This window comes from Neobacillus sp. B4I6 (assembly GCF_050434045.1).
GTDB lineage: Bacteria > Bacillota > Bacilli > Bacillales > Cytobacillaceae > Neobacillus.
This window is the reverse complement of sequence record NZ_JBNPWB010000002.1, coordinates 6,020,264-6,046,568: the sequence shown is the minus strand read 5'-3', so window position 1 is coordinate 6,046,568 and position 26,305 is coordinate 6,020,264. Positions and strand designations below refer to the sequence as shown.

General features: G+C 41.1%; 14 protein-coding genes and 3 rRNA genes. 9 read left to right on the top strand and 8 right to left on the bottom strand.

The genetic code is table 11. The annotated features are described in order from the left end of the window. Positions 1-9: 9 nt before the first annotated feature. Both QF028_RS31945 and QF028_RS31940 read right to left on the bottom strand, forming a co-directional pair. Positions 10-942 (bottom strand): hypothetical protein, encoded by a 933-nt coding sequence (locus QF028_RS31945; RefSeq protein WP_429471738.1) that lies wholly within the window; start codon positions 940-942, stop codon positions 10-12. Next, positions 935-1,084, bottom strand: a complete 150-nt coding sequence (locus QF028_RS31940) for a hypothetical protein (RefSeq protein WP_168245755.1) — start codon at positions 1,082-1,084, stop codon at positions 935-937. Before QF028_RS31940 ends, QF028_RS31945 begins: the two co-directional genes overlap by 8 nt. A 222-nt stretch (positions 1,085-1,306) precedes the next feature. On the opposite strand from QF028_RS31940, the gene QF028_RS31935 reads away from it, so the two are divergent. From QF028_RS31935 to QF028_RS31905, 7 genes are all read left to right on the top strand, one after another. Next, positions 1,307-3,070 (top strand): VWA domain-containing protein, encoded by a 1,764-nt coding sequence (locus QF028_RS31935; protein WP_429471736.1) that lies wholly within the window; start codon positions 1,307-1,309, stop codon positions 3,068-3,070. A 95-nt stretch (positions 3,071-3,165) separates the two neighbouring features. Further along, positions 3,166-6,558 carry a tubulin-like doman-containing protein gene (locus QF028_RS31930; protein WP_429471734.1) on the top strand — a complete coding sequence of 1,131 codons (3,393 nt, stop codon included), beginning with the start codon at positions 3,166-3,168 and terminating at the stop codon, positions 6,556-6,558. A 303-nt stretch (positions 6,559-6,861) separates the two neighbouring features. Then, complete coding sequence (locus QF028_RS31925) at positions 6,862-9,207, top strand: hypothetical protein (protein WP_429471732.1); 2,346 nt, start codon at positions 6,862-6,864, stop codon at positions 9,205-9,207. Positions 9,208-9,282: 75 nt separating this feature from the next. After that, the gene (locus QF028_RS31920; protein WP_429471730.1) at positions 9,283-10,527 is read left to right on the top strand and encodes a vWA domain-containing protein; all 1,245 of its coding nucleotides are present in this window, start codon (positions 9,283-9,285) and stop codon (positions 10,525-10,527) included. 66 nt (positions 10,528-10,593) lie between these two features. After that, a complete protein-coding gene (locus QF028_RS31915; RefSeq protein ID WP_429471728.1) occupies positions 10,594-11,232 on the top strand; it encodes a beta-mannanase in 639 nt (212 codons plus the stop codon). Between the two features lie 13 nt (positions 11,233-11,245). Further along, positions 11,246-12,514: a TRAFAC clade GTPase domain-containing protein gene (locus QF028_RS31910; RefSeq protein WP_429471726.1), complete on the top strand. Its 1,269-nt coding sequence runs from the start codon at positions 11,246-11,248 to the stop codon at positions 12,512-12,514. Then, positions 12,511-14,844 (top strand): hypothetical protein, encoded by a 2,334-nt coding sequence (locus QF028_RS31905; RefSeq protein WP_429471724.1) that lies wholly within the window; start codon positions 12,511-12,513, stop codon positions 14,842-14,844. Before QF028_RS31910 ends, QF028_RS31905 begins: the two co-directional genes overlap by 4 nt. Before the next feature lie 81 nt (positions 14,845-14,925). Here QF028_RS31905 and QF028_RS31900 read toward each other — a convergent pair whose 3' ends face one another. The 6 genes from QF028_RS31900 to QF028_RS31875 form a co-directional block, all read right to left on the bottom strand. Then, on the bottom strand, positions 14,926-16,287 hold the full coding sequence (locus QF028_RS31900; protein WP_429471722.1) for a hypothetical protein: 1,362 nt from the start codon (positions 16,285-16,287) through the stop codon (positions 14,926-14,928). Between the two features lie 37 nt (positions 16,288-16,324). Then, positions 16,325-17,068 (bottom strand): OmpA family protein, encoded by a 744-nt coding sequence (locus tag QF028_RS31895; protein ID WP_410882267.1) that lies wholly within the window; start codon positions 17,066-17,068, stop codon positions 16,325-16,327. Between the two features lie 16 nt (positions 17,069-17,084). Next, on the bottom strand, positions 17,085-18,608 hold the full coding sequence (locus QF028_RS31890) for a MotA/TolQ/ExbB proton channel family protein (RefSeq protein ID WP_429471720.1): 1,524 nt from the start codon (positions 18,606-18,608) through the stop codon (positions 17,085-17,087). 293 nt (positions 18,609-18,901) lie between these two features. After that, positions 18,902-19,018: ribosomal RNA gene (gene rrf / locus QF028_RS31885) — 5S ribosomal RNA — on the bottom strand. 75 nt (positions 19,019-19,093) lie between these two features. After that, positions 19,094-22,031: ribosomal RNA gene (locus tag QF028_RS31880) — 23S ribosomal RNA — on the bottom strand. 203 nt (positions 22,032-22,234) lie between these two features. Beyond that, a 16S ribosomal RNA gene (locus QF028_RS31875) occupies positions 22,235-23,784 on the bottom strand. The 16S, 23S and 5S rRNA genes sit together here, the layout of an rRNA operon. A gap of 568 nt (positions 23,785-24,352) precedes the next feature. On the opposite strand from QF028_RS31875, the gene QF028_RS31870 reads away from it, so the two are divergent. Both QF028_RS31870 and QF028_RS31865 read left to right on the top strand, forming a co-directional pair. Continuing rightward, a complete protein-coding gene (locus tag QF028_RS31870) occupies positions 24,353-25,057 on the top strand; it encodes a glycosyltransferase family 2 protein (RefSeq protein ID WP_410889877.1) in 705 nt (234 codons plus the stop codon). After that, positions 25,050-26,168, top strand: a complete 1,119-nt coding sequence (locus tag QF028_RS31865; protein ID WP_429471718.1) for a glycosyltransferase — start codon at positions 25,050-25,052, stop codon at positions 26,166-26,168. Before QF028_RS31870 ends, QF028_RS31865 begins: the two co-directional genes overlap by 8 nt. Positions 26,169-26,305 lie beyond the last annotated feature (137 nt).

Below are 26,305 nucleotides of genomic sequence, written 5' to 3'. Positions count from 1 at the left end.
AGATCCTTTCTACGATACGAACTGCTTGAAATCAGGATCGTAATGATACTTCACCATAACTAAACGCTTGGTTTTTTCCTCTAGACTGCCCCAATCAACTTCCGGGTTGGTATAGATGATACTGCACAGTCGCAAGAACCGGTCCCTTGGGAAATATTCAAGGAATTCCTCGATGAACTCTGAAAATTCTAGGATGTACAGTTTCATTCGTAACGCTGAGCCGGCCACATAAATGAGTGAATCCATTCCAAAATCGCTGACAATCGCCTCTCGATACTTAATAAAGTAGGCAATAGACTTTTTCGTAAAAAGCGTCCGATTAATTTTTAACACCTCAAGTGCATATTTTACAAAATTCGAATCATAGGATGAAGGAATAAGGGGTTCTAGTTCAAGCTCCATATCACTTCTTAGAACGATTTCATTCAAGACCATGATACGGCGGATTTTCACCTGGTCACTCGCAATAAAATCGCCAATATCGCGGAGCTTTTCATATGCTGGGGCTAGTCTCTCAGCATGAACATCCTCTTTGGCTAGTTCACTGTCATATTGAATACCTGCGGCAATTTTTCTTAGGTCAATTCGAAGTAGTTTTTTCAGTTGCATGAAATACTCACTTTTCATGAAGATGGAGGTAAGAATGACATATCCAATGACAAACACTACCCCGGCAATTAACGAGTAATATAACATTTTTACCGTTGGAGCTGCCAAAATACCTACACAAACAAACATTAAGATCCATATCGCTTCTGTTAATAAACGGTTTTTAAAAATCGACTTCACGAGTGTTTCAATTCCGATAAAATCCGAACCGCAATTCTGGCATTTTTCATCCCCTAAAACGGAATAACGGTTGCATTTTTTACACATCTTTAGCTTTTGAAATCGATATTTTGTTCTTTTTTTCTTGGAGAGCTGGACGGCCTGTTTAACCAATCGAATCACCTTCATTTAGCATGATGACTAATTCATCATCAATACCTTCAAAATCACCGCTATTTCGTTTATTTTTCATTAATTTATAGGTTTTCCAACAAAGGATTAAAACTAGAAGACTAGTGAATACCACACCGTACATTTTACTTCTCCTTTTGAGATCATTTTATGAAAACTAATTATCCACAATCAAACCCAGATATTTTCCAATAAATACATTAACTTATATTATAATAGTAGAATTATAATATATCTAGGGAATAATTGTTTCGGTATATAATAGGAAAGTGGTAGAATAGTTGTACAATGCAAGAATTGTAATTATTACCCGAAATAGGAAAAATGCAGTGGGGGTTGCACACAGATGTTAAGAAAATGTATCAGTAGTTTAATCATAGTTGCGTGTCTATTCTGGAATATTTCCTTATATAATGTACACGCTGCAAGTCCGTTAAATTCCACTTCTCGAATGGAGGGAATGCTTGTCGTTGATGTGAGTAATTCCATGAAGAGCAGTGACCCAAAGAATATCAGTAACGAAGCGATGAAGATGTTCATTGATATGGCCTCCTTTAATGGCGATAAAATTGGTGCCATCGCTTACGCTGACGAAGTCATGCGTGAAAAAGCGCTTGTCAAAATCAAGTCAGAACAGGATAAGAAGGACCTAAAGTCGTTCATCGACTCCGTTCAAAAATATATGTACACCGATTTATCAACTGGGGTTAAGGAAGCCGTCAACGTATTAGATAGTAGTCACGAGCAAGGTTATTACCCATTGATCGTGCTGCTTGCCGATGGGAATAACGAACTAGACCCAAAGAACTCCAAAACCGAAAAGCAAGCGGAAAAAGACCTAAACCAAGCAGTCACCGCCGCTAAAGCGAAAGGATACCCAATCTATACGATTGGCTTAAACGCTAATGGCAAGCTAAATAAACAGGTTCTCACAAATATAGCCAAGAGCACGAATGGGGAATTCTTCGAAGCAAGTTCTGCCGATAAATTGCCCGGCATCCTTAGTGAAATTTTCGCCAACCATTTAAAATTAAAAATCGTTCCGATTAATCAAATAGTAGGTAATGGTGATTTTCAAGATATCAAAATAAATGTTCCCAATGAAAATGTATTAGAAGCCAACATCTCATTAATGTCCAACCATCCGGTCGAGGTTAAGCTCATTGATCCTTCCGGTAAAGAGCTCGCCATCCCTTCAGACCAAGTCCTACTTTCAAAATCGAGGACCTACTCTATGGTCAAACTGTTGAAACCAGTTCAGGGAGATTGGACACTGAAGGTTAAAGGGGTAGCAAAGGACAAAATCGATATCAACCTTGTTTTCAATTATGATTTACAGTTGAAGCTAGATAAGCTTGCTAAGCAAAGTTACAAGCCGGGTGAAACAGTTAAGATCCATTCCTTTTTTGAAGATAATGGTACACCTATCGCTGATAAAAGCATTTATCAATCAATGAAATCGACTCTATATGTGAAAGATCTCGATCAAGGGAAAACCGAGGAAGTAAGCTTATCAGCTGATGACCAAGGCTTTTCAGGTCAATTTAAGTTAGGAAACTCAAGCAGTTATGAAGTAGTGGTAAAAGCGGAAGATAATAGCTTTTTCCGTGAAACGCAGCCGCAAAAAATAACGGTCCAAAACACAGCCAAGACATCTGTAGCAGCTAAAACCACTCAACCAAAAGAAGAGACGCCGTTTTCATGGCTTTATGCGGCTGCTGGAGTGATTGTACTCATTCTTCTTGCCGTATTTGCTTACAACAAGTTAAGGAAAAAGCAAGGTTTTAGTGGTCAAATCGTTGTGGAAGTAAAAGACGAGGATACTGGTGAACGCTCAAATCCGCAATACAAGCCATTAAAAGGTTTTAAAGGGAAGTTTCAGCTGCATCAGCTGCTAGGACTGCATCCTGAATTCGCTGAAACCAATCAAATTATCTTCAAGCCGCATGCCGGGGATTCTCTCCTGCTAATCAACAACTCGGACTGTACGATTGAAAAAAGCGGCCGGGCAATCGATGCCAAGAAGGGTCAGCAGATCAAACGAAATGACCGTCTGCGCATTGTGTTAAAGAAGGTAAATAAGTCCATTTATATTGAGTATATAACCTAAGCGGTTTTCGGTGTCAGGCACCGAAAAAGGAATCCTTATCAGATTATTTTTCGTCTATATATATTAGTAGTTCACAGCTAGGGAGGAATAGTTGCATGAAAGCAAGTGTTAAAGAGCATATATCACAGTTGGAAGTCGCCCATGGCGGCGGGATTATATCAGAGAAAATCCGCGTTGATACGATTGACAATCCGATGCTTGTCATTGGACTTGGCGGTACAGGAATTGATGCCCTATTAAGACTCAAATACCAAGTAAATCGCCGTTTTAAACTTCCAGAAGATCCCTTATCGAAAAAGAAGAAAGATAAACCAAGTAACATTGAGTTTTTAGCATTTGAAACGAATGAGCATGATCGTAATAAAAAATATAATGGGATTGGCCTTGACCCCCATAAAGAATTCGTCCTGCTTTCCAACCCAGAAATCGGCAGCGTTCTTTCAAATCGCAGCACGATTGAACCTTATATTAAAGACTGGTTATCACCCGAATTGTCAATAACGGATGGAATCAGCGGGGCTTCAGGCGTACGCCAAGCGGGCAGACTGCTCATGTTTACAAAAATCAATCAGGTTGTAACGATCATTCAAAACAAAATGGATGCCGTACTTGAAGGGTCTGGAAAACGATTATACGTCTTCCTGCTTACCGGACTTTCTGGTGGGACTGGCAGTGGCTGTTACCTAGATATTGCCTACATTATAAGAGGAATCATGGATAAAAAGTTTGGGGCAAAAGGTGTTGACCGTTTAAGTATCCTTGGCTACCTTTTCACTCCTGACGTGAATTTGTCTAAAAAAGGAATCAACCACCATACGGCTGAATACATCCAGAAAAACGGCTATGCTGCCTTAAAAGAACTCGATTACTGGATGAACTGTGATGAAAGAAATGAACGTTTTATTCAGAAGTACGGCAATTTATTAACCGTAAACTCACAAGTGCCGCCGTTTAATCTCTGCCATTTAATATCAGGTACGAATACTGAGGGTAAATGGCTTGAGAATGCCTACGATTACTGCATGAATGTAACAGCTGAAAATATTACAAACTTTATGGCTAGTGAAGATAAAGGATCCGGCGAGGAATTTGCCATTCATGACTATATCAGCAATATCAGATCCAATATTGCCGGCATGCATAAGCCGTATCCAGCTAACTATCAATACAACATTATCGGCGCTTCCATGGCAGAAATTCCACTGGAAGAAATGACAACCTACATTGCCTACAAGCTGTTTGAAAAAATGGATAATATGTTTGAAGCAGGTCCTGAGCAATCAGATGTGGAGCAATTTGCTGAAAAACTGCGGATTGACCCTGATTCCGTCCACCAGCGCTTTAATGAACGTGTACCAGAACCGCTTTCAGGCTATGAGAATAGTGACCGTTTCTCCTACAACAATGTCATCAAAACATCGGTAACCAATATCAATGATGAATTAGACAGAGAGTTTCTTTTAAAAGCAAAAGATCAGTATCGTAAATGCAAAAAGCAGCATCCAGGCGAAATCATGGAAGAATTCCGCCGGCAAATTGAGAAAATGTTTTTAAATTCCAAAAAAGGCCCTATCTATGCATCACGTTTAATCTACCAGAAAGACGGGTTTTGCTTATTAACGACCCTGCAAACCTATGTAGAAAGCTTACGCGAACGTCTAGAACGTATGCCTAAAGCCATTCAATCGGCTGAGGAGTATACCTACAATAAACTTGAAGATGCCAGAAGTGCATTTATATCTAAGGAAAAGAAAAAGAATGCCTATATCGAGTCCAAGTTGAATGAGTATGATCTTCGCGCCGAAAAAGAACGAATGGAAGAAATGATTGAATTCTATGAAGATCTATATCAGCTAATCAATAGTCAAAACAACAAGATTTATGTGGTCTATAAAGAAATCCTCGATGCACTTAGAGGGATATTTGAACAGAACGCCAATATTCTTGTGAATGGTGAGGAAGTCAAACAACAAGATAATGTCACCTATTACTGGCATTTAGTCAGTGTACCGGATGTGGCCCGTGAAATTGAGAGCATGTTCGATTCAAAGGATGGAGAACAACTTGTCCAGCAATGGTCAGAAATGCTCCTCGAAAAGTCATCCTATTGGGTCAATGAATCAGATATCGATATCGTAGGTACCGTTTCAGAATTCCTAAGCGACCAGTTTGGCGAGTTGATTACGAAATCAATGGAAGACTTTTTAAGGCTTAAACATGGCGAAGATATGCCAATTGATCGAATCATCCAAGACAAAATTGCTGCACGACTTGATGGTGATGCAACACCAGTGTTCCATTTAGATAACGGTCGTGGTGCCCTTCATTTCCCAGAATGGGGATTTGTATCCGTTCCAGTAAAGGCTCCTAATATTTTAAAAGGAGTGAAGGAATACCAAAAGCATTCGATTAGTGAATCTCATTTCACCATTAAAGAGAGTGAACTGAAGAATCGGATCTTCTGGTTAAACACAAAAAATGGTATTCCATTGTTCTCGTACTCCCCACTCTCCATTTATGAGGAGTCCTATGAAAAAACGATTTTAGAAAGAGAAGGCGTTGGCCGCCACCTTGTTCAAACAGATAAAGAAAACTGGGCCTACCTCCCTTCACCGATTCCTGAAGAATCATGGGGAGATACGTACCGCAACAAGCGCGTTCAGCAATACAATGCCAGTATCCGTTCCATGTTTGAACAAGCGATGGAATTTAAAGTCATTACGGTGAAGAATTCCGATCACAGCACTAGTGCTCGCTACGAATGCCATTTTACAAAAGAAATGAACATTTCGGACTTATTTGCTCAGTACGAAATAGATCCAAAACAGTTAAACAAAGCAACCCTTGGCAGCCTGAAGCAAATCCTTCGCCAGCTTAAAGACATGTTTAACGGCGCCATGGAGTCCGACGGTGTGAGTGATATCTTTGACAGCACCAACTTGGAATTGGCAAAAGAAAATCTCATCCGTACACCTAAACTAATTGAAAAAGTAAAACTAGAAGTTAGAAAGTATCACTTAATCAAAGAGAAAATCTCTGAGATTGAGCAATATATTGCCTCACAAGAAGAAAAAGAGGTTTCTTTAACTCAATTCATTCAAGCCGTTTATACAAAAACAATTCGGAAACGCGGCGCCTTATACGTGTACGATAAAGAGATTGAAGAAGATGCATGGGAACCATTTGTGAATTTAATGAAGACAACGAAGTTTGTTGATTATGAACTTTATCATGCCTTCAAAGCATTGAGCCAAAAGAAAATGGATCAACTGCAAAAGAAATCAGATCGTCGCAGCAATGACATGATCAACCAAGAAAACACGACCGAACTTGTTACTGCTTTAGAGGAAATGGCTGCAACCTATTCAAGGGAAAAAGAAGCCCTTGATTACGATTACCAGGATTTAGTCAATGGCGAAGAAATATACAGTTTCTATAAAGAAATGATGCTCAAGGTTAATGACATGCTCCGTCAATTGAAATCATAACAAACAATTACAGATAATTTTATTTAGGCCACTTGCAGCTTTTGCATGTGGCCGCCTCTAATCACACCCATTTTTTAATGGCTCTGTTAAATCTTATTGTTGATTTTGGCACTCTGTTGATTGGAGCGGAAGGCGCGAGACTCCTGCGGGAGGACGGGGCAGGGGAGACCCCGCAGGCGCGTAGCGCTGAGGAGGCTCCCCGGACCGCCCGCGAACCGCACGCGCCTGGAGCGGAAATCAACAGACCAGTTTAACAGAGCCTTAAATAGAATAGGGGAATGTTTTCAACGGGGGGAAACAGCTTTGAAAGAACTCTTACAAAAATACGCAAACACCTTTTCAAACCAGCTGGAAAAAATGACATTAGAGGAAAACGAACAGCGCAGTGTAAACCATCCCATTGTCTTTTTATTTCTAGGCGACTCTGTCAAGGAAGCCATGACATCCATCATGACTATTAATGAAGAAAAATGGCATAACAGCACGGGTGTGTTATATTTTCATGCCTATCAAACCAATACCATCAGCCACGATAACGTGTTATCCATTCAACTTCCAGGCAATCAGTTTGATCCCAAAACCATTCGTAGAAGCATTTACGAGACCTTTTATCAGGATGAGAATTTGCTGATTGAACTAAATAAAACCTTCCGTAAACTTTCGTCAAAAATTGCTGAGTACGGTAAGGTCTATTCCTCACTAGTTAAACTAAACCTATGTGTGGTGACGGCCGTCGATGACCCTGCAAATATCCTGATTCAAGAATTTACTTTGCTGTTAAAAAGTATTTTACAAGAGTCTTTTCGTCAAGTGGAAGTAGATTTGTATGGATTAATAAAGGAAAAGCAGGATGGCGAAAATTTTGCCCTCTCTACTTCACTAGGGATTAGTTTTTTTAATGAGTTAAATCAGTTTCAACACGATAAATACACCTTTGAAAAAGAACTTCAGTTGGAAGAAGATCTGCGGCTGCCAGTCGTTCACCCCCCTTCCCCGCTCTTTGACATGGTGTATTTGTTAAGCGATAAAAATGAAGATGGCTTAATTTCAAGTGATGCCGGGAAGCAAAACTACGAAATTATTAGCAATCTAAATCTCTTAAAAAACCGAAAAATGATTACCGATTATCATGAAAAGATGGACAGCTATAATCATCAGGACTTTAAACGTAGTTTCAGAGGAAACTCTGAGGAACCAGTATTCGCCTCAGCTGGCTTTTCCAAAGTGAACCGCCCCAATAAAGCGATTGCGCTTCATGCGGCCAGCCATTTTTTCCATGAACTGCTGACATCATTAAAAGCAGCCAGCTCCGAGAAACGCGAAAATGTACTCAGCTTATTTGAGTTGACGGAGGCTTCTTTCCAGAAATATTATCATGACATTATTCCTTCGGACGAAAAGCTCGTGGATATGAATGACATGATGGGAGTGTCCAATTCCTATCAAACGGTAAAAAGAATGTCTGTCAAGGAGGCAGAAGAGCATCTGTATGAAGGTGGTACAGAACGCTTTTTCCATACTAACTTTAAAGAGCCGGTCAGTGAGCATTTACAAACCATGAACTTGAAAGCACATATTGAGCGGTGCCTCCATGAAAACGTAATTAATAATGAAAAGTACGGGTTATATTGCGCCTATTTATGGACCTCTGATTCCACAGGCTCGAATTTTAGCATACTGGATGAAATTCATAAAATGATTCGTGAAGCCAAAAATGAACGAGCAGAAGCTGAAGCACGGCTCGAGCAGCTCTATCATCGAATCGTGGATAGCTGTGATTTTAAAAAAAGCTATCTCCCATTTTCAGACAAGAAAAACCTAACTAGCTTTTTACAGTATTTTTTTGAAGAAGCTTACGGTTTAAAGTATCAAATGGTCAAACTTGAGGTAAAGCAAGCCATCTTAAAGCAATATCATGAAGTATTACAAGAAAACCACCAGTATCTGCGCGCGAAAATAGAGATTGTCGATCAGGTGGAATCTTTATTGAAACAAACAGCTGCGGAGAGTCTATATGATTCGGATGAGTATTTAGATAAAAATATAGCGGAATATTATGGACAAATGATTAGCAGCATAACGAAAAAGCTGAAGGAAAAACGCGGTCCTCATTTCTTTTCTGATGAGCACTTTTTTGGAAACCTGCTAACATTCCTTGAAAACGGTGCGACCGAACTGATCGAAAGATTGCTGTTTGTATGTAATCGTGAGGTATTGACCCAAGAGGAATTCCAGCGCAGCTTTGAAGATGAACTGTTAGAACGGGCGAATGTTATGACGCACTATGATAATCAAGACGTTCTAACCAAAGAGGATTTGTTTAAGCAATTAAACACGCGCTTAAGCGAAAATTCATCGATTCATATTGAAGTGTTTAACTACAAACAGGAACATCGCTATGAAGAAAAATACTTCTTCGGTGACTTTCACAGCAAATTCATGAAGTTCGCTTTAGAAAAAGAACAAGAAACACGCCATTTTAAGGTGGGCTGTGCCCATGAGAAGAATAGCAGCGGAATCGAAAAGCTTACCCTGATGGGCGGCTTTAAGCTGAGTGACTTAATGTACTACCAAAGAGGGGAAAAATACTACAAGGCCTATACAGAAAAAGGATACGAATTCCACTCCAAAGCGGAAACGCCCGCATAGCAGTGTACTAGAAAACCCAATTTATATTTTAAGGAGATTTGAACATGCCTGTTCGGAAATTTAGTATCCTGTTTTTTGTTTTTAGTATCATTGCCCGGGCTTCTAGGTGCTATCCTTGGTGAGTGGTTAATCGAGTCCTATTATGGCGTTTGGCCTAATATCCTTTTAATGGGCGCCTATTTTGGCCAGCTAGCCCTGATCGCAGGTCTCTTCTGCTTAGGTGCTGAGTTAATTAGTCCCATTATTAATGGACGCAGTTGGCGATTGGAATACTCAGGCCTTTCTTGGAAAATGCTTGTACCTGCCACTCTCGTCATGCTGTTTGCTGCCGGCCTTTTATTTCAATTCTTATATTCTCTTAATTTCTCAAATATCAAACCGCCCGATGATATCGTGATGGTCATGGATATTTCAGACAGCATGAATGAAACGGACCCTGGACACGAAAGCTTGAAGGCTGCTGGAAAGCTCATATCCAATATGAAGCCGACCCATCGTGCCTCCGTTATATCATTTAACGAAGACGCTGTTATTACAAAATCGATGTTTAACGTCAGTGATAAACAAGAACGCACCGATGCGATTGAGCAAATCAATCGTTTACAAGCTACAGGAAGCACCGATATTGGCAACGCCTTAGACACAGCTATTCAAGAGATAGATGACCACCCTAAAAATGGACGAAAACCAATGGTCATTCTGTTCTCAGATGGTTATAGCGAACTTGACCTTGATGCAGTGGTAGAGCCATACCAGAATAAGGACATTGTCATAAATACGATTGGGATGAGCAAGATTGATAAAAGCGGTGCCCAATTACTTAGATTAATTGCATCAAGTACCGGCGGTTCCTTTTATGATGTTAAAAATGCCAATGAATTAACGAACGTATTTGAAAAAATCTACTTAGAAAACCAGGACCGTTTGCTTGTGACCCAAAGACACGGATTGTTTCAAGACAGTACCTATCTCGCCATTCTCCGAGTGGTCTTAATCACGTTAATCGGCGGATTATTTGGTCTCGCGCTTGGAATAATTTTCGACAACCGTTATTTAGCGAAAAGCTATGCTATTACTGGGGTGTTTGCTGGACTATTAGCAGGATTGGTGCTCGAACTTGGTTTGCAAGATAGCCTGCAGTCAGGATTTTCTTACCGCCTCGCTGCCGATATTCTCTTAACTGCGTTGACTGGTCTTGGAACGCTGATGATCCCGATCCGTGAGAAGTTCTCGGGCAGTGCGCCGCGTAACACCAGTGGGCCTGATTTTTCCGTAAAAAGAAATTCATTAAAAAGGAATCATTTTAAAAAGGGATTTTGATGGACAGCGTTTAGGAGCGGCTTGGACCTCTCCGTACCAATTAGAAAAGATAGTGGGTGATTTCTGGTGAACTGGGAAACCCTTGCTTCCCCTGATTATGAAATAAAGGATATACGAAAAACAATAAGAGAATCAGAGGTTCACTTAACTTGGTTCTGGTCTAAAGATATCGACTTTGTCTATATTTATAAAACGCCCTCAGAAAATGTAAAACCAATCAGCGAAATCAATGAGCAGGATTTGAAACTCTATACCCGCGAGGAATATAAAGCCAATCATGGATATGTTGGAAGACTGGATGCGATTGGCCGCTATGCCTATCGCATCTTCCCCTGCCAAAAACGTAACGGAAAGCTGGCTGTTTTTAGTCAGGAAAACGATAACAATCTCATTTATATAACGGGATCGAAGGCAAAGATTTATTTTTCAATTACCTATAAAAATAAATTCCTTCAGCCGAAAAAAAGAGTCCGCATGTCCATCATGACAGAAATCGTGCTTGATAAAGATCTGTTAGTCTATGTTAAAAAAACGGGCAGTCCTCCCATGTCCATTGAAGATGGAACCGTCTTCCCATTTATTCGTGACTTCCCACCTGGAAAAACGGAGCTGCTCGAAAAGGAAATCGGCAAGGATGAATATATTAGAATCTTTTTTAGTAATGGAAGGAAATCAGCTGAAATTTTTGAACTGATTCCACAATAAGGAGAGACCTTACATGTTTGGACTACTAAAACGAATGTTTGAAAAAAAGCAGCAAGAACCTACCAGACTGCCTTTTTATGATATTGTCTGCCCCTACTGCTTTTCAAAATTTCATCATGAAGATGTCGTCTTCCGTGCCGCACACCACCGTGATGATGATGAGGTATTTTACCTTCAGGAAGATGATAAATTGAATGATTATCGGGCGAAATTTGGGCTTGCCCCCATTGATGAACTGGAGGCAATTGTTTATCCTTCGACGATTCCAGATGAAAATAAGATTTACTCCGACCGTGTGCTTATGGGTGTTTCTGATAAATATGCGGTTGTGACGAGAAAGCGACTTTGCCCAGGGTGCCATAACGAACTCCCCGTTACAGCAGGTAAATATCCAAGTAATATTCTTTCCATTGTCGGTGCTACTTCTGTCGGGAAATCTGTTTATATTACGTCTCTCATTCATACCTTGCAGCATGTAACAGCTAATAATTTTAATGCGGCATGTATTCCGCTTAATAACGCGATTAGCAGAAGATTCAGGGATGACTATGAAATTCCTTTATTTGAAAATGGAAATTTGCTTGATGCTACCGCTGTGACAAAGCGTCAAGAACCGTTTATTTTCCAATTTGTGTTTAAAGATGAAGACAAAGCACCACTGACACTCGTATTTTTTGATGTAGCTGGTGAGGGTATGACTGAACAAGAATATCTTCAACTTCATGCTCCCCATATCAAAAATTCAGCGGGAATTTTATTCTTAGTCGACCCAATGCAAATTCGAGCAATCCGTCAGAAAATGCTTCATCAAATGGGTGAAAATCCGGGGGAGATAGTTGGACTTGCTCGTGAACCCCGCGAGGTTGTTGTCGCATTATTTGAGGATTTCATTTCCCAACAGGAAAACAACAAAACGAATATTCCGACTGCAGTCGTGCTGACAAAAAGTGATTTATTGTATACCCTAAGTTCCGACGAGGGTGAATATATTCGTTCTAATAGCAATGTGTTCCGCAATGTCACACATAGTGGATACCTTAACCTGGATGAATACGAGAATATCAATGGAGAGATTAGAAGATTTCTATCAAAGGTAGATACTCCGTTCGTCGGTTCCATTGATGTTTTTTTTAACGAGGCTTCCTATTTTGCCGTGTCTGCCCTCGGAAGCAATCCAGTCGATCGACAAGTTAGTGGGATTATTAGTCCGATTCGTGTGGATGAACCGTTTATTTGGCTCCTGTATAAGCTGGGCTATGTTGAAGGGAGACATGTGCAGTGACCGGAAAGTTAATTCAACAACAAATGTATACCAGGGAACGGGGCGGAATATTCCTCTCAACGGACGGATATGATACCATTGCTATTTCCGAAGGCTTGGATAAGTCATTTGTGAAAAAATATTTACATCCCTTTTGCATTTATCAATCGCCAAAGGCTTTAACAACACGTGGGGAAAAGGACAGTTCCCTCTACCCGGAAACTGTCACACTATTTCAGCCGGAAACCGGTGACATGGTCATTGGTCAATCTGTATTTGTGCCTGCTGATTTTACGGGTCAGCGCAGCGCTTATTTCATGCATAACTATGTACTCCCGCCTAATCGAAAGGAAGAATGGATTAAACATCCTGAAAAGCTATTTCAAATAAATGACTTTCAGACTTCCTATAAAACGGAGCAAGGCCATGTTCTTCCGGCACTGGAAGAAACCGAATATGATGATATGGATGTTCTTGCCGGAAAAGATACTCTTTTGGGGAATTTAGGAATTCGCGAAGAACAGTTTAAACAACTATTATTTGCAGTCATGTCGTCCATTGCTGGGAAGAAAAAGGTGTTTATCTCATTAAATATACCTTTGCAGGAATATTCGAAGGCTGCACTTCAACTGTTGGAGTTAGTTTATCTTTATTTGCCCTATGCACACCGCCGCAAATTAGGCGCAATGACCTTTTCAAGTGAACCAGAGAGTAAAAACTATATCCATGTGATGTTTTATGAGCCAGGTACATTAAACATGAATGATCGTTCGATTGAAAAGCAATTCATTTTTGATTTTGCAAATGATAGGATTTCTGGCCTCGGTATTTCTGGTCAGAAGCATGAGTATCTAGACTTTGCACTCGATCATTTTTCCCAATCGAAGCGAATGGATGATTTCTTTGCGTTCGCAGAAACAGAGTTATCAGGCTTAACTGAGGAGCAGAAGCTAGAGGTGGCTAGCTACTATCAGTTGACCTCCCTTTATCAAACACTTAATAGTCATGATGACTCCTTTTATAATGATAATAAACTAGGCTTTTTAAATAGTTTGCAGAAGTTTCTACAGGTGAATAGTGACGAGAAACAACCTTTGATTGAGCTATTTTTAAAAATCCTAGCGATGGAAAAATATGCAGGCGATCCTGCAACAGCTCTAGATTACATTCACGCTGTAGTGTCCATCAATCAAGTGATACGAAGCGATGAGGCTCTCTCATTCATACTAGAAACACTCAACTATTATCAAAATGCTCAACTTTTCCATAAGCTCTGGAAATTGGTTGAACAGGACAATCGCTCTTATAAAGCGATTTTGATGTTTATTAATGAGCATCCCAACTATGACAGGCTCCTTGAGCTTTATCTGGATGAACGGTTCAATCGGATCATTCGAGTCGAAGACATTCTGTGTGAGCTCAAATCAATGCTTGGCTCACCATACCTTTTAGCTATTGAAAAATTTAAATCGGTTGTGATTACCAAAATTGAAGCCTCGTTAAAACAGGAGATTAATGCTTTCACCGCTGTTCTTGCCATCAAGGACTTTAAAGTGGATATGGCAGACAAGGATTTTCTCGATTTTAAACAAAAGATGTTTGGGCGGTCAGTATGGGTCATGTTAGATCATATTCGTCCAAAAGAGCTGACGGCTCAGGATATCATGACATTCGGTAAAATTTTCAACCAACCGATAAACACGAGAGATATGAAGGATGGCAAGGCAAAAGATAATTATCTAATGACTGATGCCCTATACCAGGTGCTCAGCATGCCATCTCAGGCTAGTCCTAATCAGCTTAAATCGTTATCAAGATTGGGCCGGGAACTGGTGCGGGAGATTTTGCAGCAGCTCTTACAAGTCAAGGTTACCACTGAGCACATTCCAGTTCTAAATATTGCCTTTGGATCGGAACATGGTGAAGTAGATTATGGGATGCTATTTAAACACTTGATCCAATACGGCGATGACAAAACGATGATGGCTTTTATAAAGGATCATTCAAATTTAGTTGGAATTGACTTACCCTATCGAAGTGCTTTACGAAGCTATTTAGTTTCCGATCCAAAATCAATTTGGCGGAATAAAAAGTACAATAAAGAATTGAAATTAATCCGAAAGAGCAGCTTTAAGAACTTTTTGAAGGAAGTTGAAACAGAAACAGCAAGTCCTCTTGTCAAATTCTTTAAAAAGTATGGGGTAAAACTGTTAATAGCTTTAGTTGTTCTTGGCGGAGCAACTTGGTTTGGAGTTGACTATTATGCAAGTAAACATACAAAAACAGAGGAAAAAAAGGAAGTTGCTTACGGAGTCCCGTTTACAGGGCAAGTGAGCGACGAACAAGAATAGCACAAAAAAGAGCATCCCTCGTGGGATGCTCTTTTTACAGCCAAAAGAACTGCAACCCCTGCTTTATTTTGTAATGTCGCATTACTCCTTGGTCTTCACAAGTGTAAACGTATTATTTTTCAAAGAAAGATTGGACAATTCTGTCCCTGTCACGCTGATAACATCTTTGCTCTGCTTAACCTCAGTACCATAGTCACTCCATACCTGTTTGGCACTTCCATTTGCTTGTACTGTTAGTGCGATCACTTCTGAAATTAAACCACTATCATCTGGAAGTTCAAAAACCAGCAGACCGGTTTGCCCATTTTCTGCTGTAATTGTTAGTAACGAATCTATATATGATTTTGTTTCGGAAGAATTGCCATTATACTCAGGCGATACCCCTACCTTCTTGCCTTGGGATAAAACAAAAACTTTCACCTTGCCTGATGAATCGTCTTGTTTCTGGGCAGCGGCAACTAAAGTATAATCATGACCTGCTACTTTGATGGAAGCATGTTTGATTGGATCCCAGCCAGAAACTACTTGCGTGAATTGACTTAAATTAACCTGATCTTTTTTCTCCACTGCCTTCGCCTTTGGCTTGTCCTTCTCCACAGCTGTTTCTTGCTTACTTTCACTCGCTTGATTCGAGGTTTTTTCCGCTCCACCCTTTAAAAAGTTAATGGAAAAGATGAGGATTATAAGTATAGCAGCAACAGCAACGCCTATAAACAATGAGCCGGATTTCCGCTTTTCTTTAGGGGGCGAAGGAGCAGGAGTTACAAACTCTGGCTCTTCCCTTTTGTTTTCCTCCTGAATAACTGATTCAAAAACGGTCTTTGAGGATTCACCTAGATTCACTAATCCCGGCTTGGGAATCGCTAATTTCCTTAGAATCCACCCTTGCAGTTCCTCGATGTGATCAAAGCTTATCCCCTCAAAATGCGATTCAGCAAGGGAAGAATGATTTTTTAATACGGATAGTACTTGTTTGAGGTCATCCTGAATGGTTATTTTTCTATCTGGTTGAAAAACGGTTCTCTCACCTGCGCCATATAAGATAATCTCTCCATTTTCTTTTATCCAGATATTAAATCGATTGATCTTACCATGAAGAATTCCATGTTTGTGCAAATATACGACGGCATCGACGAACTGATCAATTTGTTTCCCGGTAAGCATCTGCTCTTTTTCTAAAAAGTTTCCTTCGTTTCCTTCCATCACAACAAAGGGCTTACGGTCCCATACATCTAGCACCTTCACTGCAGGAAGGTGCTTATAATTGGTAATCTTCGCCTCGTACTCATGATAGAACTGATTCCACTCATCACGAAGCGGCAACTGATGGATCAAGCGAAGGATTCCTGATTCTCCGTTCTTTGGATCTTCCACTTGATAAACGGTTAATTGCTCACCAGTATATAGTTCTTTAATGATCTTGAATTGGTTAATGTCAGCCATTTTCACAGCTCCCTGGTCATACTAATACCGAAGGAACCTACTTCCCAGTTTGGGTTTCGCTTCCCTCATAGCTATTTTTCAGCCTAAATTTGAACTCAACCCGCCTCGACTGTGCACGGTCCACCTTGCCTTTGACGATCTTCAACTGGCTCTCAGACCGTCCGTTGGCGGTAATATTTTTTGTTACCTGATTCTTATATGGAAAATCTCCGAATTCATCACTTAAAATGTATTTCACGACACTGAAGGCCCTGCGCTGGGATAGATCGAGGTTATACATATAGTCGCCTTTATCATCGGTATGCCCTTCGACCACGACTTCAGCAATACTGTTGTTATACTTTCCGTAAAGTGTCTTAAAATAAATGGGGATAAACTTATCCAGCTGTTTTTTAAATTCTGGCTTAATAACATCCTTGCCCTTTTCAAATAACAAGTCATCCTTAAACTTAATTGCACCCGTGTCTTTATCGATTGAAATTTCCATATGCTGCTTTTTAAATTCCTTGTCTAAATCTTTGACAATATCCTTTTGAATGTAGGATAACGCCTCAATCTGCTTTTCTTTGTCAGCAATTTGCTTTGCTTGTTTCTTAATTTCCGTCTGGCTTTCCATCGCTTTTGCCTGCATCGCTTTGCTTTCTTTATTAATACTAATGATGATCGCGACAAAGATAATTAAGACAACTAAAAGGATGGTTGATAACAAATCTGTAAACGTGGGCCAGAAATCTGATTCTCCGGAACCGTCATTGATTAGTCGTTTATATTTTTCCTTCATTGCTCAGACCCTTTTCCTATTTTGATAGATTAACTGCATATTGTTTTTCATTCATTTTTTCTGAAAAAGTCTCTAGACTCTTCATTAAATCATTCAAAGTTGACTCAAGAGAGTTTAAAGCTTCAGGTGTCTCCTTAGCCCCTTTTGAAAAGCTTTGGTCCAGTTTTCCGATGAGATCATTTGTATTTTTAATATTGTTGCTCAGGGCGTATAGGCTCGTTTCTAAAGATTGATTAGATGACTCTTGAATGCTCATATAATTTCCCATACTGGTCACGGCATCCTTAAACAAGTCCTTCACTTCTCCGTTTTCTGTATTCGTCTCTTTCAGCTGCTTCAATAGACCTGCTTGCTCTTTTTTAATTTGTTTATAGATCGATTCAGTCAATTGCTTATGCATATCTACTTGTGATTCATTTTGAGTTACAATTTGAGAAATTTGAGACGTTGTACCTTCGAAAAAGTTGGCCATTTCCTGTTGTGAACTATCCACTAATGATTTATATGAATTGTGTAAGTTATAATTGTTTTTCATAAAACCATCAATCACATTGTTTTGGTTCGCGACAAACGACTTAATGTCATGGGCTGTATTTTCAAACGTCATCTTAATTTCGTTATTAAGATTGTGCTGATTATTAAAATAAGTAAACATTCTCTCAAAATCATCATGAATTAACGCGGTCTTTTGATTAAACAATTCAGTAATAGCCATCATGTCTTTAAATAAACCACTAACTGCCATCGTGTTTTGCTGAAAGTTTTTATTAAATTTTTGTAAATTATCAGTAGCTATTTTAAATTCCTTCGAAAAGCCGGCGACCTCCAGGAAGGCATTTCCCATATTGTGAACGGCTTCTTTAACTCCACCAATGGCCTCGACCACATAATAGTCAGACGTCTTTTGATCCTTCTGGTGAATAAAGTTTTCAACTTTCAACATAACTTGCAATAGTAATTGTTCCGAGTTTCTTACCTTTGAATGAAGATTGATCGCGATCGAAAATAGAATTCCACCGATACTAGTGAAAAAGGCAGTATGGACGCCGCCTAACACCTTTAAGATGGATTTATCAATATCACTTGGGTTAAGGGCAGCTAGCGTGATTACGAGGCCTGTAAAGGTACCGAGGACCCCGACGAGTATGGAAATCGATGCAAACGTATGAATCAGTTTCATTCGTTTGACAATACTTGTTTTATTATCAATATGATATTCAGACATAAACACCTCAATAAACGATGGAATATTGAGCTGTGTCTTTGTTCTTTCTTTTTTATCATTAAATGCTCGCCATATCGTTACAGCAAGTTGATTATTTTCTGGATTTTTCGAAAGATCTTCATCCTGTTTATTTAAAAATGTAAAGATGGTGTTATTACTTCTTATTGAGAAATTGGCAATCGTGCCAAGAACAATTAAAACGGCTAGTACAAGAAACTCATTTGCACCAAGCTTGGTGGCCCCTCCACTTAAATAATAGATTAATAGTAAAAAAGTCGGTAAAAACATTAAAAGAGGTAATAAAAATCGATTCATTCTATTTGTCCCTTTCCTTTAGATGTAAGTAATTTGTCAATTTGTCTAGAATTCCATCTTTAATTGTAACAAAAAAAAGTAATTTTTAGGGAAAAATATAAATTTTTGTCGATGGAAACTACTGGTGAGGGGTTATTTTTTAAGGCATAAGGTTTATAAGTGGTTTAGATTTTCTAAATAGAAGAGATTGGTAAATTTCGAGGCTTTTTAATTAAGGCTTTGTTGTGTTTATTTTAGTGGAAATTCTTAAAAGAAGACAAAAAAGACAACCTTTTTCAAGTTGTCTTTTTCGTGCCTGGCAACGTCCTACTCTCACAGGGACGCGTGTCCCAACTACCATCGGCGCTGAGAAGCTTAACTTCCGTGTTCGGTATGGGAACGGGTGTGACCTTCTCGCCATTGCTGCCAGACTATTTAATTGAGGAATCATTCCCTCAAAACTAGATAATGCAGAAGAAGTTTGTAAAAACGAGTGTGCCTTAAAATTGGTTAAGTCCTCGAACGATTAGTATCAGTCAGCTCCACATGTTACCACGCTTCCACCTCTGACCTATCAACCTGATCATCTTTCAGGGTTCTTACTAGCTTGCGCTATGGGAAATCTCATCTTGAGGGGGGCTTCATGCTTAGATGCTTTCAGCACTTATCCCGTCCGCACATAGCTACCCAGCGATGCCCTTGGCAGAACAACTGGTACACCAGCGGTGCGTCCATCCCGGTCCTCTCGTACTAAGGACAGCTCCTCTCAAATTTCCTGCGCCCACGACGGATAGGGACCGAACTGTCTCACGACGTTCTGAACCCAGCTCGCGTACCGCTTTAATGGGCGAACAGCCCAACCCTTGGGACCGACTACAGCCCCAGGATGCGATGAGCCGACATCGAGGTGCCAAACCTCCCCGTCGATGTGGACTCTTGGGGGAGATAAGCCTGTTATCCCCGGGGTAGCTTTTATCCGTTGAGCGATGGCCCTTCCATGCGGAACCACCGGATCACTAAGCCCGACTTTCGTCCCTGCTCGACTTGTAGGTCTCGCAGTCAAGCTCCCTTGTGCCTTTACACTCTGCGAATGATTTCCAACCATTCTGAGGGAACCTTTGGGCGCCTCCGTTACTCTTTAGGAGGCGACCGCCCCAGTCAAACTGCCCACCTGACACTGTCTCCCACCCCGATCAGGGGTGCGGGTTAGAATTTCAATACAGCCAGGGTAGTATCCCACCGACGCCTCCACCGAAGCTAGCGCTCCGGCTTCTCAGGCTCCTACCTATCCTGTACAAGCTGTACCAAAATTCAATATCAGGCTACAGTAAAGCTCCACGGGGTCTTTCCGTCCTGTCGCGGGTAACCTGCATCTTCACAGGTACTATAATTTCACCGAGTCTCTCGTTGAGACAGTGCCCAGATCGTTACGCCTTTCGTGCGGGTCGGAACTTACCCGACAAGGAATTTCGCTACCTTAGGACCGTTATAGTTACGGCCGCCGTTTACTGGGGCTTCGATTCAGAGCTTCGCTTAGCAGCTAACCCCTCCTCTTAACCTTCCAGCACCGGGCAGGCGTCAGCCCCTATACTTCGCCTTGCGGCTTCGCAGAGACCTGTGTTTTTGCTAAACAGTCGCCTGGGCCTATTCACTGCGGCTCTTCGAGGCTATTCACCTCAAAAAGCACCCCTTCTCCCGAAGTTACGGGGTCATTTTGCCGAGTTCCTTAACGAGAGTTCTCTCGCTCACCTTAGGATTCTCTCCTCGCCTACCTGTGTCGGTTTGCGGTACGGGCACCTTTTATCTCGCTAGAGGCTTTTCTTGGCAGTGTGGAATCAGGAACTTCGGTACTAAATTTCCCTCGCTATCACAGCTCAGCCTTATGCGAGAAGCGGATTTGCCTACTTCTCAGCCTAACTGCTTAGACGCGCATATCCAACAGCGCGCTTACCCTATCCTCCTGCGTCCCCCCATTGCTCAAACGATAAAGAGGTGGTACAGGAATATCAACCTGTTGTCCATCGCCTACGCCTTTCGGCCTCGGCTTAGGTCCCGACTAACCCTGAGCGGACGAGCCTTCCTCAGGAAACCTTAGGCATTCGGTGGATGAGATTCTCACTCATCTTTCGCTACTCATACCGGCATTCTCACTTCTAAGCGCTCCACCAGTCCTTACGGTCTAGCTTCAACGCCCTTAGAACGCTCTCCTACCACTGACATCTAAGATGTCAATCCACAGCTTCGGTGATACGTTTAGCCCCGGTACATTTTCGGCGCAGAGTCATTCGACCAGTGAGCTATTACGCACTCTTTAAATGGTGGCTGCTTCTAAGCCAACATCCTGGTTGTCTAAACAACTCCACATCCTTTTCCACTTAACGTATACTTTGGGACCTTAGCTGGTGGTCTGGGCTGTTTCCCTTTTGACTACGGATCTTATCACTCGCAGTCTGACTCCCACGGATAAGTCTTTGGCATTCGGAGTTTGTCTGAATTCGGTAACCCGATGAGGGCCCCTAGTCCAAACAGTGCTCTACCTCCAAGACTCTTACTACGTGAGGCTAGCCCTAAAGCTATTTCGGAGAGAACCAGCTATCTCCAAGTTCGATTGGAATTTCTCCGCTACCCACACCTCATCCCCGCACTTTTCAACGTGCGTGGGTTCGGGCCTCCATCCAGTGTTACCTGGACTTCACCCTGGACATGGGTAGATCACCTGGTTTCGGGTCTACGACCACATACTCATACGCCCTATTCAGACTCGCTTTCGCTGCGGCTCCGTCTCTTCAACTTAACCTTGCATGGGATCGTAACTCGCCGGTTCATTCTACAAAAGGCACGCTATCACCCATTAACGGGCTCTAACTACTTGTAGGCACACGGTTTCAGGAACTATTTCACTCCCCTTCCGGGGTGCTTTTCACCTTTCCCTCACGGTACTGGTTCACTATCGGTCACTAGGGAGTATTTAGCCTTGGGAGATGGTCCTCCCTGCTTCCGACCGGATTTCTCGTGTCCGGCCGTACTCAGGATCCACTCAGGAGGGAACGAAGTTTCGACTACAGGGTTTTTACCTTCTATGACGGACCTTTCCAGGTCGCTTCATCTACCCCGTTCCTTTGTAACTCCATGTTGAGTGTCCTACAACCCCAAGAGGCAAGCCTCTTGGTTTGGGCTATGTCCCGTTTCGCTCGCCGCTACTCAGGGAATCGCGTTTGCTTTCTCTTCCTCCGGGTACTTAGATGTTTCAGTTCCCCGGGTATGCCTTCCATACCCTATGTATTCAGGTAAAGATACTGTTCCATTACGAACAGTGGGTTCCCCCATTCGGAAATCTCCGGATCAAAGCTTACTTACAGCTCCCCGAAGCATATCGGTGTTAGTCCCGTCCTTCATCGGCTCCTAGTGCCAAGGCATTCACCGTGCGCCCTTTCTAACTTAACCTAAAAGGTTATTCTCTTACTTATATAAGAGAGAAAACTAAAATGGCATTGACTCGGTTCTTACATTGACTTCTTCATTATGATTATCTAGTTTTCAAAGAACGAAAATATCTTGAGAGAATTGCACTCTCAAAACTAAACAAACAAGAAACGTCGATCAAACAAACTGTTTTGTCTGGCTCATATGTCCAGCTTTATCCTTAGAAAGGAGGTGATCCAGCCGCACCTTCCGATACGGCTACCTTGTTACGACTTCACCCCAATCATCTGTCCCACCTTAGGCGGCTGGCTCCTTGCGGTTACCCCACCGACTTCGGGTGTTACAAACTCTCGTGGTGTGACGGGCGGTGTGTACAAGGCCCGGGAACGTATTCACCGCGGCATGCTGATCCGCGATTACTAGCGATTCCGGCTTCATGCAGGCGAGTTGCAGCCTGCAATCCGAACTGAGAATGGTTTTATGGGATTGGCTAAACCTCGCGGTCTTGCAGCCCTTTGTACCATCCATTGTAGCACGTGTGTAGCCCAGGTCATAAGGGGCATGATGATTTGACGTCATCCCCACCTTCCTCCGGTTTGTCACCGGCAGTCACCTTAGAGTGCCCAACTGAATGCTGGCAACTAAGATCAAGGGTTGCGCTCGTTGCGGGACTTAACCCAACATCTCACGACACGAGCTGACGACAACCATGCACCACCTGTCACTCTGTCCCCCGAAGGGGAAATTCCTATCTCTAGGAGTGTCAGAGGATGTCAAGACCTGGTAAGGTTCTTCGCGTTGCTTCGAATTAAACCACATGCTCCACCGCTTGTGCGGGCCCCCGTCAATTCCTTTGAGTTTCAGCCTTGCGGCCGTACTCCCCAGGCGGAGTGCTTAATGCGTTAGCTGCAGCACTAAGGGGCGGAAACCCCCTAACACTTAGCACTCATCGTTTACGGCGTGGACTACCAGGGTATCTAATCCTGTTTGCTCCCCACGCTTTCGCGCCTCAGCGTCAGTTACAGACCAGAAAGCCGCCTTCGCCACTGGTGTTCCTCCACATCTCTACGCATTTCACCGCTACACGTGGAATTCCGCTTTCCTCTTCTGCACTCAAGTCCCCCAGTTTCCAATGACCCTCCACGGTTGAGCCGTGGGCTTTCACATCAGACTTAAAGGACCGCCTGCGCGCGCTTTACGCCCAATAATTCCGGACAACGCTTGCCACCTACGTATTACCGCGGCTGCTGGCACGTAGTTAGCCGTGGCTTTCTGGTTAGGTACCGTCAAGGTACCGGCAGTTACTCCGGTACTTGTTCTTCCCTAACAACAGAGCTTTACGACCCGAAGGCCTTCATCGCTCACGCGGCGTTGCTCCATCAGACTTTCGTCCATTGTGGAAGATTCCCTACTGCTGCCTCCCGTAGGAGTCTGGGCCGTGTCTCAGTCCCAGTGTGGCCGATCACCCTCTCAGGTCGGCTACGCATCGTCGCCTTGGTGAGCCGTTACCTCACCAACTAGCTAATGCGCCGCGGGCCCATCTGTAAGTATCAGCCGAAACCGACTTTCAGCTTTTCCTCATGAGAGGAAAAGGATTATCCGGTATTAGCACCGGTTTCCCGGTGTTATCCCAGTCTTACAGGCAGGTTGCCCACGTGTTACTCACCCGTCCGCCGCTAACCAACAGGAGCAAGCTCCCATTGATTCGCTCGACTTGCATGTATTAGGCACGCCGCCAGCGTTCGTCCTGAGCCAGGATCAAACTCTCCAAGAAAGTTGATTAGCTCATAAATGTAACGTTGGCTCATGTTCTTCATATTATAATAGAAGGAACACGATTATTATTGTTTGTTGACGTTTTTGTTTGTTTAGTTTTCAAAGAGCAAATAATTACTTTTCCGAAAAACCCTAATAATTTATAATTCCAAATAGAATATCAACAACTTGTTTATTAACTTATCATCTTACTGACGACTTTTCTAATATTACAGGATATTAATAAATCGGTCAATAACTTTTTAAAAATATTTTTCAAGAAAAAATTTGTGACCTTATCTTCTTCTCAGGATTCCATACATTAATAATATGATTTTAATTTCTTAACATTTATTTTTTTCTCATTTTTTATTTTAAGTCCAATCAAGCTTGTCCACTGATTCATACATTATCGTGTATTAATTATAATATTGGGAAGGAGAGAAAAATTGGCCACATGAACAATCTGGATGTTCTGATTGTTTTTGTTTTGAGCTTAACGAGCATCATGGTCAAATCGTTACATTTTTCAACTGTCCAATATACATTATTTTTATTTTAAATATGTAATTATGAGGTGATAAGTAGTGTTATTTAATAGACAAAAGGGGCTTGTTAGCATAGTTATTACTTGTTACAACGTCGCCTCTTTTATAGAAGAATGCTTAGACGGTATATTTGATCAGTCCTATGAAAATATTGAGGTTATTATCATAGATGATTTTTCTAACGACCCCACTAAGCGAAAGATTAAAAAGTGGATTAAAAAAAATAATCCATCCTTCCCTATTGATTTAATTACTCTCCCAAGAAATGTAGGTTTTGCTGGAGCCATTAATATAGGCTATATTCTAAGTAAAGGTGAATATATTGCCGTTCATGACGCTGATGATATTTCTCATAAAGATCGTATTCAAAAACAAGTTAAATTTTTGGAGGAAAAACCAGAAGTTGGTTTAGTAGGGACCACATATGCTGCATTTCAAAATGGTAACATTGAAGAACAACAAATAGCAACTTGGATCAGATATGGGGAGGATATCAAAAAAACTTACGGAAAAGGCGGTCATTGTGTCTGTCATGGGACAATAATGTTTCGCGGAGAAATTTTTGACCGTATCGGGGGTCCTACTAGACGTATAAAGGGGGCCGAGGACTACGAGTTTATTGCAAACTGCATAAATGCAGGGATAGAAATATCAAATATCCCTGAAGTCTTATATTATTATCGGGCACACCCTAATCAAAGATCTCGACAATTTTATAGTCGAGGTGAAAAAAAAGATGTATAAGGATAATATTTTGATGGTTTTAGATAGTTTTGACATAGGTGGTACGGAAACACATGTTTTAAGTTTGGTTGAAGAAATGGTATCTCGCAATTTAAAAGTAATAGTAATAGGAAAAAACGGTTTAGTAAAAAAGTCTTTTTTAGATTTAGGTTGTAAGGTGTTTGAAGTTAATTATCCAAATCATAATAACGAACAACAATTAGCTGAATTCTCTACAATGGTCAGAGAAATGATAATTAATGAAAAAATAAACATCATCCATGCCCATCAAACTCCCTCGGCCTACCTGATATTTTCGATTGCTAAGGATTTAAACATCCCTACTGTTTTTACTGTCCATGGTACGTACTATCCTATTGAGCAACTAACTGAAGTGCTAAATCTCACTTCAAAAATTATAAGTGTTAGTTACCCAGTCTACAATTATATACAAAATAATACTTCTTTAAATTCATTTATCGTTCCAAATGGAATAAATACTCAAAAATATACCTTTCGAACCATTACCAATTTGAGAAACGAATTAAATATTCCCCCAAATACAACTTTATTGATGTACGCTAGCAGGTTAACATGGGCTAAAGGGAAGATTTGCTTGACATTACTTAAAGCTTGCAAGAAATTAAAATTAAGAGGCTTTGACATCCATGTCGTCATTGTAGGAAAAGGACCTTATTTTAAGAAAATTAATAAACTTGCAGATAAAATTCATGTTTTATGTGAAAGCAAGTTTATTCATATTCTTGGAGAAAGACAAGATATGGAGACTTTATTATCTAGTGCAGATTGTGTGATTGGAACAGGCAGGGTTGCTTTGGAGGCTATGTCTTGCGGAAAACCTGTTATTGCAGTAGGGAATCATGGTTATTTTGGTGTGATAGACAAAGATCATTATGAGGAAGCTTGGAAATGTTATTTTGGTGACCATGGATCAATATCCAAAAGCAGTAGGCTTATTTTTTTCAGAGATATTTCTAAACTTATTTCTAAAAAAAAAGATTTTCTACACAAAATGGGTGTAGATTCAAGAGAATGGGTCGAAACTGAGTTTAATATAAAGGATATGACCAATAGAACTCTGGAAATATATGAATCATGCAAACGAGAGTGATTATTCAACATGGCAAAAAAAGGTTTTGTATATTGGATGGATAGGTTTTAATAACTTAGGGTATGAATTATTATGGAATGTTTTTAAAAGAACATTTATTGAATATTTGAGCAATAATGAAATGGTGATCCTGGCCT

Excerpts from the sequence above, each read along its gene's own strand:
- QF028_RS31940 (WP_168245755.1), bottom strand. The coding sequence starts at position 1,084 with ATGTACGGTGTGGTATTCACTAGTCTTCTAGTTTTAATCCTTTGTTGG.
- QF028_RS31935 (WP_429471736.1), top strand. The coding sequence starts at position 1,307 with ATGTTAAGAAAATGTATCAGTAGTTTAATCATAGTTGCGTGTCTATTC.
- QF028_RS31930 (WP_429471734.1), top strand. The coding sequence starts at position 3,166 with ATGAAAGCAAGTGTTAAAGAGCATATATCACAGTTGGAAGTCGCCCAT.
- QF028_RS31910 (WP_429471726.1), top strand. The coding sequence starts at position 11,246 with ATGTTTGGACTACTAAAACGAATGTTTGAAAAAAAGCAGCAAGAACCT.
- QF028_RS31900 (WP_429471722.1), bottom strand. The coding sequence starts at position 16,287 with ATGGCTGACATTAACCAATTCAAGATCATTAAAGAACTATATACTGGT.
- QF028_RS31895 (WP_410882267.1), bottom strand. The coding sequence starts at position 17,068 with ATGAAGGAAAAATATAAACGACTAATCAATGACGGTTCCGGAGAATCA.
- QF028_RS31890 (WP_429471720.1), bottom strand. The coding sequence starts at position 18,608 with ATGAATCGATTTTTATTACCTCTTTTAATGTTTTTACCGACTTTTTTA.
- QF028_RS31865 (WP_429471718.1), top strand. The coding sequence starts at position 25,050 with ATGTATAAGGATAATATTTTGATGGTTTTAGATAGTTTTGACATAGGT.